The following is a 17,496-nucleotide window of genomic DNA, read 5'->3' as shown; positions in this document are numbered from 1 at the left end:
GCATGGCGGCCAATTTCCAGTCGATCCGCTACAGCCTCGTCATCCCCGTGTTCAACGAGGAAGCCGTGTTGCCGGTGCTGCTGCGCAGGCTCGACCTGGTCTTGTCCCGGCTCGACGGGCCGGCAGAAGCAATCTTCGTCGACGACGGCAGCAGTGATTCCAGCTCGATCGTGCTACAGGCGCTCGCCGCGCGCGACCCGCGCTTTCGCTATATCGGCCTGTCGCGAAATTTCGGGCATCAGATTGCCATCACCGCCGGCATGGACGCCGCGCAAGGTGAAGCGATCATCGTCATGGATGCCGATTTGCAGGATCCGCCCGAAGTGATCGAGCAATTGATCGCAAAATGGCAGGACGGCAACGACATCGTCCACGCCCGCCGCCTGTCGCGCGACGGCGAAAGCCGATTCAAGCGCGCGACCGCGCATCTCTTCTACCGGCTTCTCGGCAGGATGTCCTCGGTCGGCATCCCCGCCGACGTCGGCGACTTCCGCCTGATCGATCGCAAGGTGCTCGACGCGCTTCGGCAGATGCCGGAGCAGGACCGCTTCGTACGCGGCATGATCGCATGGCTCGGCTTCCGGCAGGCCGAGGTCACCTTCCACCGCCTCGAGCGTGCAGCGGGCGAGACCAAATATCCGCTGTTCAAGATGGTGCGGCTCGCGACGAACGCCGCGCTCGGCTTTTCCGATTTGCCCTTGCGGCTCGCAATCTGGTGCGGATTGACGGTGTCGGGTTTGGCACTGCTCTATGGCGGCTGGGTGATCCTGTTGTGGCTCAGCAACGATAGTCATCTCGTGACCGGCTGGTCCTCGACGATGGTCGTCGTGTCCCTGCTGTGTGGAATGAACATGCTGATGACGGGTATCGTCGGGCTTTACGTCGGCCGCATCCATGCCGAGGTGAAACGCCGTCCGCTCTACGTGGTGCAGACGCGCGCCGGCTTCGAGCGCAACGAGGCGGCGGCCGCGCCCGCGATCCACGCCGTCAACGAGTGACCCCGCGCATGACCGAGCTCTTCGACGGTTATCACGACAACTACCGTGACGTGGTCCAATCCTCGATCGACTTCTCCGGCTTGCCGCATCATTTCTTCATGCGCGCCAAGGCCGATCTGCTGGGCAATCTGATCGCGCAGCGGCTCGACACGGAGAGGCCCGACATGCTGGACGTCGGCTGCGGCGTCGGCAGCCTTCATCCGCTGCTGCACGGCATGGTCGGCCGCTTGAGCGGCATCGACGTTTCTTCGGCCAGCCTGGCGCAGGCACGCGCTGACAATGGCAGGGTCGACTACCGTGAGTTTGACGGCCGCACCTTTCCATTCGACGATGCCAGCTTCGATCTGGTCACGGCCGTCTGCGTGATGCACCACGTCGTGCCGGCTGAATGGGCGCAATTCATCGCGGAGATGCGGCGCGTGACCCGCCCCGGTGGACTCGTCTGCGTCATCGAGCACAATCCGTACAACCCGCTGACCCGCCTTGCCGTCGCGCGTTGTGAGTTCGATCGGGACGCCGTCTTGCTCGGGGCGGACAAAGCCCGAAAATTGATGGCTGCCGGCGGCTTGCGCGAGATCGGTGCGCGCCATTTCCTGCTGCTGCCCTGGGACACCAAGCCCGCGCGGCGCCTCGAAGCGACCCTGAGCGGCATGCCGCTCGGCGGCCAATACGCCGCCTTCGGGACCGCTTGATCTATCTTTGCGGCATATCTCGCCGCTTGTGCACGACCGCCACGTCGTCGCTGTAGACGCGTTGCCATTGGGGTAGCCGGTCCAGCATCGCTATCGCCGGCGTCCCCGGCGCGAGCAGCGTCGCGCCGATGTTGTATTCGTCGAGCAACTTGAGAAAGTCGCCGAGATCGACCAGCGCCAGGGCGCGATTGTAGCGGTTGATGAACGCTCCCCCGTACAGTTCACCGCGACCGTCGATAAAGGTGGGAATGCCGGCAAAGATCAAATAGCCGCCGAAGGAATAGTCGTTGAGCACGTGCCCCGTCGTGGCGAGCTTGGCTTCAGCGATGGCAGCCTGAGGGGTAATGGCCGGAGCCGGCCGTATATCACGGGCCAGCGTCGCCCCGCTCACCACGATCAACACACCCAGTGTGGCCAGGTTCAGGCCGCGCGACGAGCCGGCAGCATCTTCCGCAATCGGTCCGCCGAACTTCCGCCCCAGCGGAGCCGCCAGATAGAGCGGCGCCAGCATGGCCAGCAGATCCGCATTGCGGATCTGGGCCAGCGCGAAATGCAGCAAGCCGATTACGACCAAGGCCCGCACGACCGGCAGCGTCACGCCGCGCGAGAGCGCGAAGATGCCGGCCAGCAGCAGCAACTCGAAGAAGCCTATGTGGCTGAAATCCTGCGGCCGCCATTCCGCGATCCAACCGAGCGCGGGGCCGAGGCCGAGCGTGGTCAGGGGCATCAGCAGCGGTTCCGGCCCATAGGGCGTCAGGCAGGACGCCGCGACCGCAAGCGCGGTGAACGGCAGCCAACGCAGGAATACGCGCGGCCATTCGCTGCGCTTCTCGCGCAGCAGCGCTTCGAGCCCCGCAGGGCCGATCAGTCCAAGCGCCAGCACCACACTGCCGTGCAGATTGGCCCACACGACCAACAGCGGGAGAGCCCAGTACGGCGGAGGCCCTCCACGATCCATGCAGCGTACCAGGGCAGCCGCCCAGGTCACCATCAGCGGCAGCACCAGCACGTGTGGCCGCGCCAGCATATGCGGCGCCAACAGGATCACGGCCGCGATCACCATGAGCAGCGTCTGGGCCGGCGAAAGCTCGCGCAGCAGGAAGAACGTGAACAGGCCGAAGGCGAGCGCTATCGCCGCGGCGCCGACGACGAGGACGCCCTGCCAGCCGGCAAGCGCGTAGGCTCCAGCGTAGATGATCTCCGAGAGCCATTCGAAGGTGATCCAGGGGGCGCCGTGCCTCGAAAAAGAAAATGGATCGCTCGCCGGCAGCGTGCCGTGCGCGATGATCCAGCGCCCGACCTCGATGTGCGAATAGGTGTCGGGATCATTGAGCAGCCGCGGTCCTAGGATCAGCAGCAGGACATAGACGCCAAGGCTCACCAGCCAGGGGAGCGCCGCGCGCGCCGAAAACGGTTGAACCTCGCTGTGGACGGCCTGTTCACTCATGGCGAGCGCAAGTTAAGGCCCAAGCGTTAAATTCCTCTTTGACGTTCACGGCGGCTGGGGAGTGCGCGGCGGGCCGGTCACGCTTTGTGAACCATACTCCCGGCCGCGAAATCCGGGCTGCGGCGCTTTGACGACCATGCGGGTCCTGATACCCTTCATACTGTCAATCAACCAACCACAGCTGCAAGGATGCGGATGAGAAGCGTGATGCTCTTGGCTTTCAGCCTCGTCTTTGTCGGCGTCTGGTCGCAGGACGGCGCGAGAGGACAGACTTCGGCCGCACCGCCGGTTTCGCTTTCTCCGCCCAATGGATCGCCGTCGCACGCGGGCGCCAAAAATTCCAGACCTCCGCCGGCAGCATCCATCAAAGAGGCTTCGCCGCCGGTGATCGGCGGGCTTTCATCGGCGCCGAGCCCAGCCGCCGACTACGATGGCTTCAGCGTAGGCACTGGCGACGATAACGACACATCGCATCAGGTGGTCCCGCCTGTGAGGTCACGCACGGCGACGGGCTCCAGGGCCGACCCGGGTGCTAAAGGCGCCGCTGAGCAATTGATCGATCAAGAAGACGAGGCGTTGAAACGCAAGCTGAGGATCTGCCAAAGCTGCAAGTAGCGGACGGAGCGCGGCGAAATTGGTCACGGGTCTATCCGGGTGGCACGGCCCCGGATTGCGCTGCGCTCCCTCCGGGCTACGGCAGCTCGCTGCATGGCAGACCTACCGCAGCTCTCACGCGCTCACGCTTTACCCTCCGCCAATTTCCTGATCCTCTCTCCCCTAATCAGCCGGACCAACCGGCCTGCCCAGGGAGAGAGACGCCATGAAGCTCGGCACCGCGATTGCGGAAATCATGAAGCGCGAGGGAATTGAGATTCTCTGCGGCTATCCGGTCAACCATCTGATCGAACATGCGGCCAAGGCCGATATCAGGCCGGTGATGGTGCGGCAGGAGCGCGTCGGCATCCACATGGCGGATGCGATCTCGCGGGTGACGTCGGGACGCTCGATTGGCGCGTTCTGCATGCAGCATGGGCCCGGCGCGGAGAACGCGATGGGCGGCGTCGCGCAATGCTACGGCGAATCGGTTCCCGTGCTGGTGCTGCCGATGGGTTATCAGCGCAGGCTTGCGCATATCGAGCCGAACTTCAATTCCAGCGAGGCGATGAAGGCGTTTTCGAAATCGTCCGAACCGATCATCCTTGCCGCCGAGGTCGCCAACATTTTTCGCCGCGCCTTCACCAAGCTGAAGAACGGCCGAGGCGGGCCTGTCATCGTCGAGATCCCCGCGGACATGTGGAACGAAGATGTACCGGAGCCGCTGAACTACACGCCTGTGCTGCGCACCCGCTATGGGGCGGACCCTGTTCATGTGAAGGAGGCCGCCCACCTGCTCGTCAACGCCAAGCGCGGGGTGATCTATGCCGGCCAGGGCGTGCATTACGCGCAGGCGTGGCCACAACTGAAACGGCTGGCCGAACGGCTCGCCATTCCCGTCACCACCAGCCTTGGGGGCAAATCGTCCTTCCCAGAGACGCATCCGCTCTCGCTTGGCTCTGGCGGCCTTGCGGTGCCGCGCGCGGTGCCGAAGTTCCTGGCCGAGGCCGACGTCATTTTCGGCATTGGCTGCTCCTTCACCGAAACAAGCTTCGGCATCGCGATGCCGAAAGACAAAACCATCATCCACTCCACACTCGATCCGAACCATCTCAACAAGGACGTCGAAGCCAGGATCGGCCTCGTCGGCGATGCCGGGCTCGTGCTCGATGCGCTGCTGGAGGAGATCGGCAAGACCGTCACCGCGGATCGCGACGCCTCGGTGGTCGCGGCCGAGATCGCGGCCTCGCACAAGGAGTGGCTGGCGAAATGGATGCCGAAGCTCACCAGCAATGACGCGCCCTTGAGTCCCTATCGCGTGCTGTGGGACCTGCAGCACACCGTCGACATCGGCAACACCATCATCACCCACGATGCCGGCAGCCCGCGAGACCAGCTCTCGCCGTTCTGGAAGTCGGTCGAGCCCCTCACCTATCTCGGCTGGGGCAAGACGACGCAGCTCGGCTACGGCCTTGGGCTGGCCATGGGCGCCAAGCTCGCAAAGCCCGACAAGCTCTGCATCAATGTCTGGGGCGACGCCGCGATCGGCTTCACCGGGATGGATTTCGAGACCGCGGTGCGCGAGCGCATCCCGATCATGTCGATCCTGCTGAACAATTTCTCAATGGCGATCGAATTGAAGGTGATGCCGGTGTCGACCGAGAAATATCGGTCGACCGACATTTCCGGCGACTACGCCGCGATGGCGCGCGCCTTCGGCGGCTATGGCGAGCGGGTGACGCGACCTGAGGACATCATCCCCGCGATCAGGCGCGGCATCCAGAAGACGCAGGAAGGCGTTCCCGTGCTGCTGGAGTTCATCACCAGCAAGGAGACCGAGGTGTCTCGGCCGGGCACATAAAGCGGGCTGGATTCCGGCAGCAAAACTCGCTGTCGCGGACGCTGGCTCCGGCCGCAGGAGATGTGATAATCCGCCTTGGTGCCGCGCTTGTCGCAGCATCAAGCCGGATTGCGAATGACCGCCCCTTCCAACGACATCGCGGAACTCAAGCGCCTGTTACAGGCGGCCACGGCCGAGAACGCGCAGCTTCGCAGCGAGCTCGCGATTGCGCGCGATCGTCAGAACGCCAGCGCCGGGATTCTGCGCACCATCGCGGCCTCTCCGTCCGATGCCCGGCCGGTCTTCGAGGCGATCGCGTCCAGCTCCAGGCGCTTGCTCGGCGGCTTCTCCGCCACTGTGCTTCAGTTCATCGAGGACGAGCTCCACCTCGTGGCGTTCACACCAACCAGCCCCGAGGCGGACGAAGGGCTCAAGGCGTCGTTCCCGCGCAAGATTGCCGACTTTCCGACCTTCGCGCTGGTGCGTGGCGGCGAGACGATCCAGTTTCCAGATAGCGAAGCCGCGGAGGTCCCGGAGCTGAACCGGAATCTCGCGCGGCTGCGCGGCTTCCGCAGCGTGCTGTTCATGCCCTTGATGAACTGGGGGACGCCAGTCGGCATGATCAGCGTCACGCGCGCCGAGCCCGGCGCGTTCGCAACCGACCTCGTCCAGCTGCTCCAGACCTTTGCCGATCAGGCGGTGATCGCGATCGAGAATGCGCGGCTGTTCAACGAGACGCGCGAGACGCTGGAGCGCCAGACCGCCACCGCCGACATCCTGAAAGTGATGGCCGCCTCGCCGTCCGACGTACAGCCGGTGTTCGACGCCATCGCCGCCAACGCCAACCGGCTGATCGGCGGCTTCTCCACGGCGGTGCTGCGCTACATCGGCGGCGCCGCGCACCTTGCGGCGTTCACGCCGACCGATCCGGCCGGTGATCGCGTGCTGCAGTCCTCGTTCCCGGTGCCATTCGCGCAGTTCCCGCCCTACCGGCTCGTGGCCGGTGGGGTGGCGGCGCAATTACCCGACACCGAGGTCGAACCGGCGGCCCGCGACATCGCGCGCGCCCGCGGCTACCGCAGCATGCTGTTCGCGCCCTTGATGAGCGACGGTGAGGCCATCGGCGTCATCATCGCCACGCGACGCGCGACCGGCGCGTTCGGCGAGCATCACGTGCGGCTGCTGCAGACCTTCGCCGACCAGGCGGTGATCGCGATCAAGAATGTCAGCCTGTTCAACACCACGAGGGAAGCGCTGGAACGGCAGACCGCGACCGCCGACATTCTCAAGGTGATCGCGGCCTCGCCCGCGGATGTGACGCCGGTGTTCCAGGCGATCTCCGATAGCGCCAAGTCCCTGGTCGGCGGCCATTCCTCCACCGTCACGCGCGTCATCGACGGCCTGCTGCACCTGGCCGCCTTCAGCACCGACAATGAAGCCGGCAATGAAGAGCTGCTCAGCTCGTTCCCGGCGCCGCTGTCGGCATCCGGCATTCACAGCCGGGTGGCAAGAAGCGGAGAGTTCGCATCCCGCAGCGACATGCAGAACGAGCCCGACCTCACGGACGCCATGAGAGAGCTGGCGCGGACGCGAGGTTATCGCAGCATCCTCGTGATCCCGATGCTGCGCGACGGCGTCGCGATCGGCACCATCGGCGTGACGCGGCCGGAGGCCGGTCCTTTCCCGGACAAGGCGATCGCCCTGCTCAAGACCTTTGCCGACCAGGCCGTGATCGCCATCGAGAACACGCGCCTGTTCAACGAGGTGCAGGATCGCACCCGGGACCTCGCCAAATCGCTCGACGATTTGCGCGCAGCCCAGGACCGGCTGGTCCAGACCGAGAAGCTGGCGTCGCTCGGCCAGCTCACGGCCGGCATCGCGCACGAGATCAAGAATCCGCTCAACTTCGTCAACAATTTTGCATCCCTGTCCGCCGAACTGACGGACGAACTGAACGAGGCGCTCGCGCCTGTCCCGCTCGCGGACGACGTCCGCAGCGAGGTCGACGAGCTGACTGGACTGTTGAAGGACAATCTCGCGAAAATCGTGCAGCATGGCAGGCGCGCCGACTCCATCGTCAAGAACATGCTGCTGCATTCCCGCGAGGGCGGCGGCGAGCATCGGCTGAGCGACATCAACGCGCTGGTCGAGGAGAGCCTCAACCTTGCCTTTCACGGCGCCCGCGCCGAGAAGCCACAGTTCGACGTGACGCTGAAGCGCGAGCTCGATCCGGCGGCCGGGCAAGCGGAAGTGTTTCCGCAGGAGATCACCCGGGTGCTGCTGAACCTGATCTCGAATGGCTTCCACGCGGTCGCCAAGCGCAAGTCGGATGATGGCGCCGCCGATTACGAGCCGGTGGTGATCGCCGCGACACGCGACCGGGGCGACAGCATCGAGATCCGCATCCGCGACAATGGCACCGGCATTCCGCACGACGTGAAGGAAAAGATGTTCGATCCGTTCTTCACCACCAAGCCGGCCGGCGAAGGCACCGGTCTCGGATTGTCGATGAGCCACGACATCGTCGTGAAGCAGCACGGCGGCACCATCGACGTCGCGACGGAGCCGGGCAAGTTCACGGAATTCACGATCCGGCTGCCGCGACAGAGCAGCTTTTCAGACCAGAACAAGAGATAGACTCGCCCGGAGGATGCCGTGACGAATCTGGCTTGGCTCGTTCGACGGCAATTGCTCTCGCTGTCCGGTGTCGGCCTCATGCTGGGCGCTCTGTTCTTTGCTGCCGCGCTGACGCCGACGCTGATTCCGCGGAGCTATCTCACGCAAGGCGCGCTTGCCGGCGGCTGTTTTGCGATCGGCTATTTCGCCGGCGTGCTGTGGCGCCGGCTATGGCACTATCTCGAATTCCCCGAACCTTCGCCGCGGGCGAGATCGATTGTGAATGCGCTGGTCACGGCCGGTTGCCTGCTGGTCGTCGTTATCTTCCTGCGGCGAACCGCCGAATGGCAGAATTCGATCCGCACAGTGATGAAGATGACGCCGGTCGAGACCGCGCATCCGCTCAAGGTCTGCGTCATCGCCCTGATCACGTTCGCCGTTCTGCTGGTGCTGGGGCGGCTGTTCGCGTTTGTCGCCCGCTTCCTCGCCGTACGCACAAAGCGCGTGATTCCGCGGAAGCTCGCCAATGTCCTCGGTGTGTTGATCGCAGGCTTGCTGTTCTGGTCGATCGCCAGCAACGTCCTGGTCCGGACCGCGTTCAACGCGCTCGACTCCTCCTTCCGCGAACTCGACGCCCTGCAAGAGCCCGAGCGGCCGCAACCGGCCGCCCCCGATCGAACCGGGAGTTCTGCGTCGCTGGTGAAGTGGCAGGAACTCGGGCGCATGGGGCGCCGGTTCATTGCCTCGGGCCCGAACGCGACAGAGATCAGCGCCGTTACGGGACAGCCCGCGCAGGATCCCGTGCGCGTCTATGTCGGTCTCGGCAGCCGCGACACGGCCCAGGCGCGCGCCAAGCTTGCGCTCGAGGAGCTCAAGCGCCAGCACGGTTTTCAACGCAAGGTCCTGGTCGTCATTACGCCGACCGGCACCGGCTGGGTCGATCCATCCGCGATGGATACGGTGGAATATCTCCACCACGGCGATGTCGCGAGCGTCGCGATGCAATATTCGTATCTCAACAGCCCGCTGTCGCTGCTGTTTCAGCCCGAATACGGAGCGGCGGCGTCGCGTGCGCTGTTCGCCGAAATCTACGGCTACTGGACGAGCTTGCCCAAGGACAAGCGCCCAAAGCTGTATCTGCACGGGCTCAGCCTCGGCGCCATGAACTCGGAAAAATCCGCAGAATTGTTCGAAACAATCGGCGATCCCATCGCCGGCGCACTATGGAGCGGAGCGCCATTCGAGAGCCGCATCTGGCGCTCGATTACCGATAACCGCAATCCAGGATCACCGGCGTGGCTGCCAAAATTCCGCGACGGCCGCTTCGTGCGCTTCATGAACCAGAACGGACCGACGGTGCCGCCGGATACGCCCTGGGGCCCGATGCGCGTGGTCTATCTGCAATATGCCAGTGACGCGATCACATTCTTCGACTACGGCGACGCCTATCAGGCGCCGGCCTGGATGGACGCGCCGCGCGGGCCTGACGTATCGACGGAACTGCGATGGTACCCCATCGTCACGATGCTGCAGCTCGCTCTCGACATGGCGGTCGCAACCAACACGCCGATGGGTTTTGGCCATGTCTACGCGCCCGAACACTACGTCGATGGCTGGGTCGCGGTCACAGATGTCGGCGATTGGTCTGCCGAAGCGCTCGCACGGCTCAAGTACCAGCTCGCGACGAAAGCGCGGAAGACGGGCGCGGGCAATGGCGACGATGATCCCGACCGCGGTGGCTAACCCTTACTCCGCCATCTCCACCTGCTGCGCGACGGAGGGACCGGCCAGCGGGCGCTCCTCCATCATGATCAGGCAGAGCGCGGCGCCGGCCATCAGCGCCGTGGCGGCGCCGAACACGTAACGGAACGCATGCCGCATGTCCTCGGCGGGGATCGCATTGACGGCGCCGTGATGCTCGCCGGCGAGTGGAACGTCGGCACCGAGGGCGATGAGCAGGATGGCCGCGAACGCCGCGACCGTGAACGAGGACATCAGCGAGCGGAAGAAGTTCAAGGCGCCGGTGATGGTGCCGACCTGCGGACGGGCGACCGAATTCTGCACCGAGACCACGCAGACCGGAAAGGTGGTGCCGAGGCCAAGCGCAAACGCGGCCATCAGTGTCAGCAGTGCCCAGAGCGGCAACGTCGTCAACGTCAGGCCGAGGCCGCACAGCGCAGCCCAGGACGTTCCGACGATGGCGACCCGCTTGTAGTGCTTGGCGCGCGCCATGGTGCGGCCGGCGACGGCCGCGCCGACGGTCGAGACCGCCGCGAGCGGAATCAGCGCAAGGCCCGCTTCGCTGGCGCTGAGGTGATAGACCGCCTCGTAATAGAGCGGCAGCTGAACGGTGAGGCCCGTGATCGCACCGAGCGCGCAGCCGCCGGCCGTCAGCCCGAACGGCACAACCGATCCTCCGAGCAGCGGCAGCGGCAGGAACGGTTCGTCCGCCCGTCGCGCGTGCCAAACGAAGGTGACCGCGAGCGCGACCGCGCCGCCCACCATCGCAAGAACGGTCGGCGAGAGCCACGGGAAGCGCGTGCCGCCCCAGGTCAGCACCAGCATGAAGACGACGGCAGAGGCCATCAGCAGCACGCCGCCGAGCCAGTCGACCTTGCGCTTGCGGTGGAACACCGGGATCTTTTTCATCCGGGGCAACAGCAGCGCGATCGCCGCGGCCGCGAGCGGCACATTGATCCAGAAGATCATCGACCAGTGCAGATGCTCGGCGAACACGCCGCCGATGACCGGGCCGAGAATGCCGCCGACCATCCACACGCTGGAGAAATAGGCCTGGTATTGGCCGCGCTCGCGTGGGCTCACGACGTCGGAAATCACGGTCTGCACGACAGGCATGATGCCGCCGCCGCCCAGTCCCTGGAGACCGCGTGCGAGAATCAGCATCGGCAGGTTCGGCGCGATCGCGCACAGCACCGAGCCCGCGACGAACAGGCTGAGCGAGATGATGATCATCATGCGGCGGCCGTAGATGTCGCTGAGTGTGCCGAACACCGGCGCGACCGCGGTCGACGCGAGCAGATAGGCGGTGATGACCCAGGAGAGATTGGAGACATCGTGGAACTGGCGTCCGATGGTCGGCAGCGCGGTGGCAACGATGGTCTGGTCCAGTGCGGCCAGGAACATCGTCAGCATCAGGCTGATGACGATGGTGCGGACCTCGTCCTGCGACAACGGCGCCGGCGGCGCAAGCGAGGGAGCGTCATCGACGCTCAAGACCTCGCTCGGAAGGCGGGACAATTCCTCGGCGATGTCGTCGGGCAATGTCTGGGTGTCGGCAGAACTGCTCTGCCGCTCGAACTTGTTCATCTCGACCGGAAGCCATGGGGCGGCGCAACGCCGCGAAGGATTCGTTCTATGCAGTCCAATGTAGACAGCAAAGTTCTTCCCAGGCAGGCACCGCGGCGCATGGGTGCATCCCAAAGTCGGGCCATCGCGACGATTGGCGTACGGACCCAGGTGAGAGTCGCAGGACCCCCGTCGCTGCTGGCAGCCCTGCGACGTCCCAGGGCACCTTTAGGAAAACATCAGTGCCGTCTTGCCCGAGGGGCCTGGATGCACCAGTCGCAGCCGGGCGATATAGCTTCGGCCGGCGAACAATTTGTAGGAAATCCTCGCGTTTCGATCCTCGCCGCTATCATCGTCGCCCACGAGAAACCGCGGCGTTCCGTTCACCTCCTCGAACAGGACCAGCGTTGCGTCAGACGGCCCTTTGGTCTCGATGGTATATTTGCGTGAGGCGCTGGGTTTGATCGCATAGTCCATCTGCTGACCAGCGGCGAGATCGACCACGGCCGGATGGAAGGGCTGAAGCGTCGTCAAGGCCGGCTGTAGCGGCGGATACCAACGGCGGATCCACTGCTTGTCTCCGGCGGAGAGCGTCCCCGGAGGAACCAGACCATTGGCCTCGTAAGGCTTCGGCTCCGCAATCAGCCCCGGCTCAAACTCGTATTCCATGATGGAATCCGGGTCCCATGTTGAACCCTGTACCTGCTGCGGGGTGAGCTTCTCCAGGATATTGTGAAACGTCGTCGAGCGGCTCCACTTGTTGGGCGGGGCGCCCAGCGACTTGTAAACAGCCTCGTCATGCCACTTGATGCCGGCGAAGGGGTTTTGATGCTCGTGCTCCATGCCAAGCACGTGTCCGAGTTCGTGCAGCGCAGTGCCGCTGCCATATTGCGAGGTCAGATCCCAACCATACACGGTGGTCGGCTCGGTCTGGGATACCTGCAGCACGTCTCTGCCAACCTGCGAGGCCGACGATCCGTCTGGTACTGAATAGCCAATTCGCACTTCGGCTTCAGCGAGTTGGGAGACCTCCTGGAATTCGAGGCCGATGCCTACCGCCTTCCATTTCGCGAAAGCCTTGCGTACCGCGTCCGCCTGGGCCCTGGGAACTTCAAAGTGACCCGAGGTGAAAAAGCAGTAGTGCAGGACCGTGCCGTTCACCCACTTGGATCGGCTCGAGATAATCGCACGTGCGCGAAGGGTGTCGGCCATGACAGCCGGACTGAGCTGCGGCAGGACTCTTGGGCCGTTCTGACAAAATGGCCGGGCCTGACCTTTGACCACGGGAGATTTCTTCGCCTGCTTTTGCGACTTTGCCATATGGCTCTCCAAAAGATTTGCGCCCCAAGTGGGGACTGAAAACAGAAGGCAAGAGAAAAAAACGGATCCGTAAAACGGCGCCAGTCTATCACAATCTCAGATTGTATCAATATGCTGCGCCAGGGGCGGGGCGTCCGCGCCGGCGCGACGTCGATCTCGCAGGCGGATCAGTCCTTCGGACGTCGCTTCAGCCGGGCCCGTTTCGGCAGCTGCGCCGGCCACTGCACGATGTGGTTCTCGAGCTCATCGTCCGGGATCTCCACCTCGCTGCCTTCGACCCGTCCGCGCACGGAGACGCCCGCCTCATGCACGGTGTCGGGATCGCCTGACACCAGCGGATGCCACCAATAGAGGTCGCGCCCTTCCGCGACGAGCTTGTAGCCGCAGCTCGGCGGCAGCCAGTTCAGGGTGCGGACATTGGCCGGGGTCAGGCGGACGCAGTCCGGAACCTTGTCGGAACGATTCGCATAGTCCTTGCAGCCGCAGGTCACCCCATCGAGCAGCTTGCAGCCGACATGGGTGAAATAGATGTCGCCGGTGCCATCTTCCTCGAGCTTGTTCAGGCAGCAGCGGCCGCAGCCGTCGCACAGGCTCTCCCATTCGGGCCCCGACATCTCTTCCAACGTCTTGGTTTTCCAGAAGAATCCTTCCTGGCCTGAAGGTCGTTTGGGAGCTGCGGTCATGCGCCTCAACAAAAGTTCGAAAGAGCTACGGCTGGTGCCATCTAGGGCGTGCGGCCGCGGGGCTGCAAGCAACGCCCGCGTGAGGCCCGTAATGAACCGGGGTCAATTAGGCCTGTTGTTCAAAATCGCAAGTGTGACCATTGGTTTATAGGCCCTGCTCGGCTAGAAGGAACAGCAAGTCCCCACCGTCGCTGGCCGGGCGCCTTGGGTTTGCCGCAACACTCCCGCAAGACGTCTCGATGCCGCCCCGGCCGGGTGCTTGAACGCTTTCGAACCAAGCCGCAAGGGTTCTAGGTGCGCCAGATCATACCACCGCATTGGAAGGCCCGGATCCGGAATTTCTTCCTGGATCTCGATGCGCGCATCGACTCCTCGCTGTTCTCCTCGGCCAAGGGCATCCGCGAGCTCTACGAGCGCTACTCGACCTTCATGGACCGCTTCTATGTCGGGCGTTGGAAGCGCTGGGTGTTCATCGAGCCGCTGTCGGAGGCTGCGACGCTGGGCCTCGGCGGCCTGGTTGTGATGCTGACCCTCGCCATCCCCGCCTTCCGCGAGACCGCGGACGAGGACTGGCTGAAGAAGTCCGACCTCGCGGTGACCTTCCTCGACCGCTACGGCAACCCGATCGGCAGCCGCGGCATCAAGCACAACGATTCGATCCCGCTGGAAGATTTCCCGGACGTGCTGATCAAGGCGACGCTCGCGACCGAGGACCGCCGCTTCTACGAGCATTTCGGCATCGACATCGCCGGCACCGCGCGCGCGCTCGTCACCAACGCCCAGGCTGGCGGCGTCCGCCAGGGCGGCTCCTCGATCACCCAGCAGCTCGCCAAGAACCTGTTCCTGAGCAACGAGCGCACCATCGAACGCAAGGTCAACGAAGCCTTCCTCGCGGTCTGGCTGGAATGGCGCCTGACCAAGAACGAGATCCTCAAGCTGTATCTCGACCGCGCCTATATGGGCGGCGGCACCTTCGGCGTCGACGGCGCCGCGCATTTCTACTTCAACAAGTCGGCACGTGACGTGACGCTCGCCGAAGCCGCGATGCTCGCCGGCCTGTTCAAGGCGCCGACCAAATACGCGCCTCACATCAACCTGCCCGCCGCACGCGCCCGCGCCAACGTCGTGCTCGACAACCTCGTCGACGCCGGCTTCATGACCGAGGGCCAGGTGTTCGGCGCCCGCCGCAATCCCGCGTTCGCGGTCGACCGCCGCTACGAGGCGTCGCCGAATTACTATCTCGACTACGCCTTCGACGAGATGCGCAAGCTGGTCGACACCTTCCCGAAATCCTACACCGAGCGCGTCTTCGTGGTCCGGCTCGCGATCGACACCAATGTGCAGAAGGCTGCGGAGGACGCGGTCGAGAACCAGCTCCGCCAGTTCGGCCGCGACTATCACGCGACCCAGGCAGCGACCGTCGTCTCCGATCTCGACGGCGGCATTCGCGCCATGGTCGGCGGCCGCGACTACGGCGCCAGCCAGTTCAACCGCGCCACCGACGCCTACCGCCAGCCGGGCTCGTCGTTCAAGCCTTACGTCTACACCACCGCGCTCCTGAACGGCTTCACGCCGAATTCGATCGTGGTGGACGGCCCGGTCTGCATCGGCAATTGGTGCCCGCAGAACTATGGCCATTCCTATTCCGGCGCAGTGACGCTGACACAGGCGATCACGCGTTCGATCAACGTCGTGCCGGTCAAGCTGTCGATCGCCATCGGCCAGAAGAACGAGCCCAAAGCGCAGAACCCGGCCAAGGTCGGCCGCGCCAAGATCGTCGAGGTCGCGCGCCGCTTCGGCCTCAAGGCGCCGCTGCCCGACACGCCGTCGCTGCCGATCGGCTCGGACGAAGTCACCGTGCTCGAGCACGCGGTGGCGTATGCGACCTTTCCCAACCGCGGCAAGGCGGTGACGCCGCATTCCGTGCTCGAAGTGCGCACCGGCGCAGGCGATCCGGTCTGGCGCTGGGACCGCGACGGGCCGAAGCCGCGCCAAGCGATCCCCGCCTCGGTGGCCGCCGACATGGCCGGCATGATGAGCCACGTCGTCAGCGAAGGCACCGCGCGCCGCGCAGCCCTTGACGGCATTCCGACCGCGGGCAAGACCGGCACCACCAATGCCTATCGCGACGCCTGGTTCGTCGGCTACACCGGCAATTTCACCTGCGCGGTCTGGTACGGCAATGACGACTATTCGCCGACCAACCGCATGACCGGCGGCTCGCTGCCGGCGCAGACCTGGCACGACATCATGCTCGCGGCGCATCAGGGCGTCGAGGTCCGGGAAATCGCCGGCATCGGCATGGGCCAGAAGCTGCCGCCCGAGCGGATCGCCAACGCGCAGGCCAATGCGGCGCCGAAGGTGCTGGAGACCAAGCCCGGTCCGCCGCCGGTGTTGACCAAGCGCGGCGCCGACGTGTTGGTGCGGGTCGAGAAGCTGCTGGATGACGCTGCCAGGACCGCGACCAAATCGGCGGCCACCGATCCCAAGCAAGCCAAGCCGGCATCGTCCACGAGCGCGCTCGCCTTCCCGCAGAACTATGCGGAAGAGAATGCGAACGCATCCGCTCCGCGCAAGAACTGATCGAAACAAGTGCGGCTGATCCTGATCACATTGACGGCTCTTCTGCTCGCAACCGTGGTGGGCGTCGGCGCGACCTGGATGACGACGACGCGCGGCACCGAGATCGGCGCGCTGACCATCGGCCCGTGGACCGCGCGTCCGCGCACCGGCACCGCCGACGTCGATCCCTATTCGCGCGCCACCATCGTGCGCAACGGCGAGCTGCCGATCGGCACCGGCGACGGCGTCGCATTCACCGCAACCGCCGACGACAAGAAGAAGGTGCTCGACGGCCGCTGCGACGTCGTGGTCTCCGGCGTGACGCCGCCGGCACGGTTCTGGACGCTGACGCTTTATGACCGCAAGGGTCATCTCGTCCCGAATTCGCTGCAGCGCTACGGCTTCACCAGCCAGGAGATCGTGCGGCAGTCCGACGGCTCGTTCGAGATCCGCATCGCCTCGCGCTCGCGCGCCGGCAACTGGCTGCCGACCGGCGGCATCGAGCGTTACGCGCTGATGCTGCGGCTCTACGACACCCCGGTCGGCGTTGCCACCCGCACCCAGCGTGACGCGCCGATGCCCACCATCACGACGGCGGGCTGCTCATGATCCGGCTGTTGTTCACAATCGTTGCCGGCGTGGTGCTGGGCCTCGTGGTCCATCTCGTCAGCGTGCTGGCGTTGCCGCGGATTGCGACCCAGGACGCCTATTCGCGGCTGACGCCGATGACGAAGCTCAACGGCGTCACCCAGCTTCCGCTCGCCGACCCGCAGACCTCGCCGATGCCGTTCATGGACCCGGCCTTTGCGCTGGCGATCTGCCGCTACGATCTGTCGAACGGGCCGATCAAGCTGACGGTGCCCGTCAGCCAGGCCTACACCTCGGTGTCGTTCTACACCCGCAACGAGATCGCCTATTACGCCATCAACGACCGCTCGGCCGGCAAGAAGGTGATCGAGCTCGATTTGATGACCGAGCCGCAGCACAACGAGCTGCCGGAGGACGAAGAGATCACCGCGGCCGACCGCCTGATCATCGATTCCCCGAGCACCACCGGCCTGATCGTGATGAAGGCGCTCGCCCCCGAGCCCGGCCTGATGCCGCAGGCGCAAGGTTCGCTTGCGGCCGCGAGCTGCGGACCCCAAACCGAGCCGCCGGCCAAGGCCGAAGCGCCGCGCGGACGGCGCTGAGGCGCGGCTTCGGCAAGCCGCAAAACAAAAAGTCGAAAAACAACCCCATGCACAGTAGCGGGGGTATTGAAATCATTAGCCATTTTGGTTGCACCAAATAGGCGTTTGCCGGACCGATACATCCCTGCCCGTCGCGCTGTTCAGCTTTGACTCGTCGGGCAAAACACTGGCAGAATGGCAGCATCGAAAGTTCACCCGCGCGGAGCAATCCGACGCGGTTTTTTTCATGCTGGAGCAGCTTGCGCTTA

Annotated in this window: 13 protein-coding genes; 9 read left to right on the top strand and 4 right to left on the bottom strand. The window is 64.8% G+C overall.

Features of this window, described 5'->3' with window-relative positions:
- Window positions 1-2: 2 nt before the first annotated feature.
- Window positions 3-998: a glycosyltransferase family 2 protein gene (locus tag IVB45_RS12150; RefSeq protein ID WP_247288832.1), complete on the top strand. Its 996-nt coding sequence runs from the start codon at window positions 3-5 to the stop codon at window positions 996-998.
- A gap of 8 nt (window positions 999-1,006) precedes the next feature.
- Entirely contained in the window at window positions 1,007-1,690 is a 684-nt protein-coding gene (locus IVB45_RS12145; protein WP_247359844.1) for a class I SAM-dependent methyltransferase, read from the top strand.
- A gap of 1 nt (window position 1,691) precedes the next feature.
- Here IVB45_RS12145 and IVB45_RS12140 read toward each other — a convergent pair whose 3' ends face one another.
- On the bottom strand, window positions 1,692-3,137 hold the full coding sequence (locus IVB45_RS12140) for a hypothetical protein (protein ID WP_247288828.1): 1,446 nt from the start codon (window positions 3,135-3,137) through the stop codon (window positions 1,692-1,694).
- A gap of 195 nt (window positions 3,138-3,332) precedes the next feature.
- On the opposite strand from IVB45_RS12140, the gene IVB45_RS12135 reads away from it, so the two are divergent.
- The 4 genes from IVB45_RS12135 (at window position 3,333) to IVB45_RS12120 (ending at window position 9,930) form a co-directional block, all read left to right on the top strand.
- A complete protein-coding gene (locus IVB45_RS12135; protein WP_247288826.1) occupies window positions 3,333-3,752 on the top strand; it encodes a hypothetical protein in 420 nt (139 codons plus the stop codon).
- Window positions 3,753-3,936: 184 nt separating this feature from the next.
- Entirely contained in the window at window positions 3,937-5,592 is a 1,656-nt protein-coding gene (locus IVB45_RS12130) for a thiamine pyrophosphate-requiring protein (protein WP_256469484.1), read from the top strand.
- Between the two features lie 114 nt (window positions 5,593-5,706).
- The gene (locus IVB45_RS12125) at window positions 5,707-8,208 is read left to right on the top strand and encodes a GAF domain-containing protein (RefSeq protein ID WP_247359846.1); all 2,502 of its coding nucleotides are present in this window, start codon (window positions 5,707-5,709) and stop codon (window positions 8,206-8,208) included.
- A 78-nt stretch (window positions 8,209-8,286) separates the two neighbouring features.
- Complete coding sequence (locus IVB45_RS12120) at window positions 8,287-9,930, top strand: alpha/beta-hydrolase family protein (RefSeq protein WP_247360156.1); 1,644 nt, start codon at window positions 8,287-8,289, stop codon at window positions 9,928-9,930.
- Between the two features lie 3 nt (window positions 9,931-9,933).
- Here the strand turns inward: IVB45_RS12120 and IVB45_RS12115 are convergent, their stop codons facing one another.
- The 3 genes from IVB45_RS12115 to IVB45_RS12105 all read right to left on the bottom strand — a co-directional run bounded on the left by IVB45_RS12115 (window position 9,934) and on the right by IVB45_RS12105 (window position 13,496).
- Window positions 9,934-11,514, bottom strand: coding sequence for an MDR family MFS transporter (locus IVB45_RS12115; protein WP_247359847.1), 1,581 nt, complete (start codon window positions 11,512-11,514; stop codon window positions 9,934-9,936).
- Between the two features lie 207 nt (window positions 11,515-11,721).
- Window positions 11,722-12,813: a M12 family metallopeptidase gene (locus tag IVB45_RS12110; RefSeq protein WP_247359848.1), complete on the bottom strand. Its 1,092-nt coding sequence runs from the start codon at window positions 12,811-12,813 to the stop codon at window positions 11,722-11,724.
- Window positions 12,814-12,980: 167 nt separating this feature from the next.
- A complete protein-coding gene (locus IVB45_RS12105) occupies window positions 12,981-13,496 on the bottom strand; it encodes a YcgN family cysteine cluster protein (protein WP_027569103.1) in 516 nt (171 codons plus the stop codon).
- 294 nt (window positions 13,497-13,790) lie between these two features.
- On the opposite strand from IVB45_RS12105, the gene IVB45_RS12100 reads away from it, so the two are divergent.
- The 3 genes from IVB45_RS12100 to IVB45_RS12090 are packed head-to-tail and all read left to right on the top strand — an operon-like array spanning window position 13,791 to window position 17,248.
- A complete protein-coding gene (locus IVB45_RS12100; RefSeq protein ID WP_027569102.1) occupies window positions 13,791-16,079 on the top strand; it encodes a PBP1A family penicillin-binding protein in 2,289 nt (762 codons plus the stop codon).
- A gap of 9 nt (window positions 16,080-16,088) precedes the next feature.
- Window positions 16,089-16,667, top strand: coding sequence for a DUF1214 domain-containing protein (locus IVB45_RS12095; protein WP_007593444.1), 579 nt, complete (start codon window positions 16,089-16,091; stop codon window positions 16,665-16,667).
- Window positions 16,664-17,248, top strand: a complete 585-nt coding sequence (locus tag IVB45_RS12090; RefSeq protein WP_007593446.1) for a DUF1254 domain-containing protein — start codon at window positions 16,664-16,666, stop codon at window positions 17,246-17,248. The genes IVB45_RS12095 and IVB45_RS12090 overlap by 4 nt, the downstream gene beginning before the upstream one ends.
- Window positions 17,249-17,496 lie beyond the last annotated feature (248 nt).

Source organism: Bradyrhizobium sp. 4 (assembly GCF_023100905.1).
GTDB lineage: Bacteria > Pseudomonadota > Alphaproteobacteria > Rhizobiales > Xanthobacteraceae > Bradyrhizobium.
This window is presented reverse-complemented; position numbering and strand designations above follow the sequence as displayed.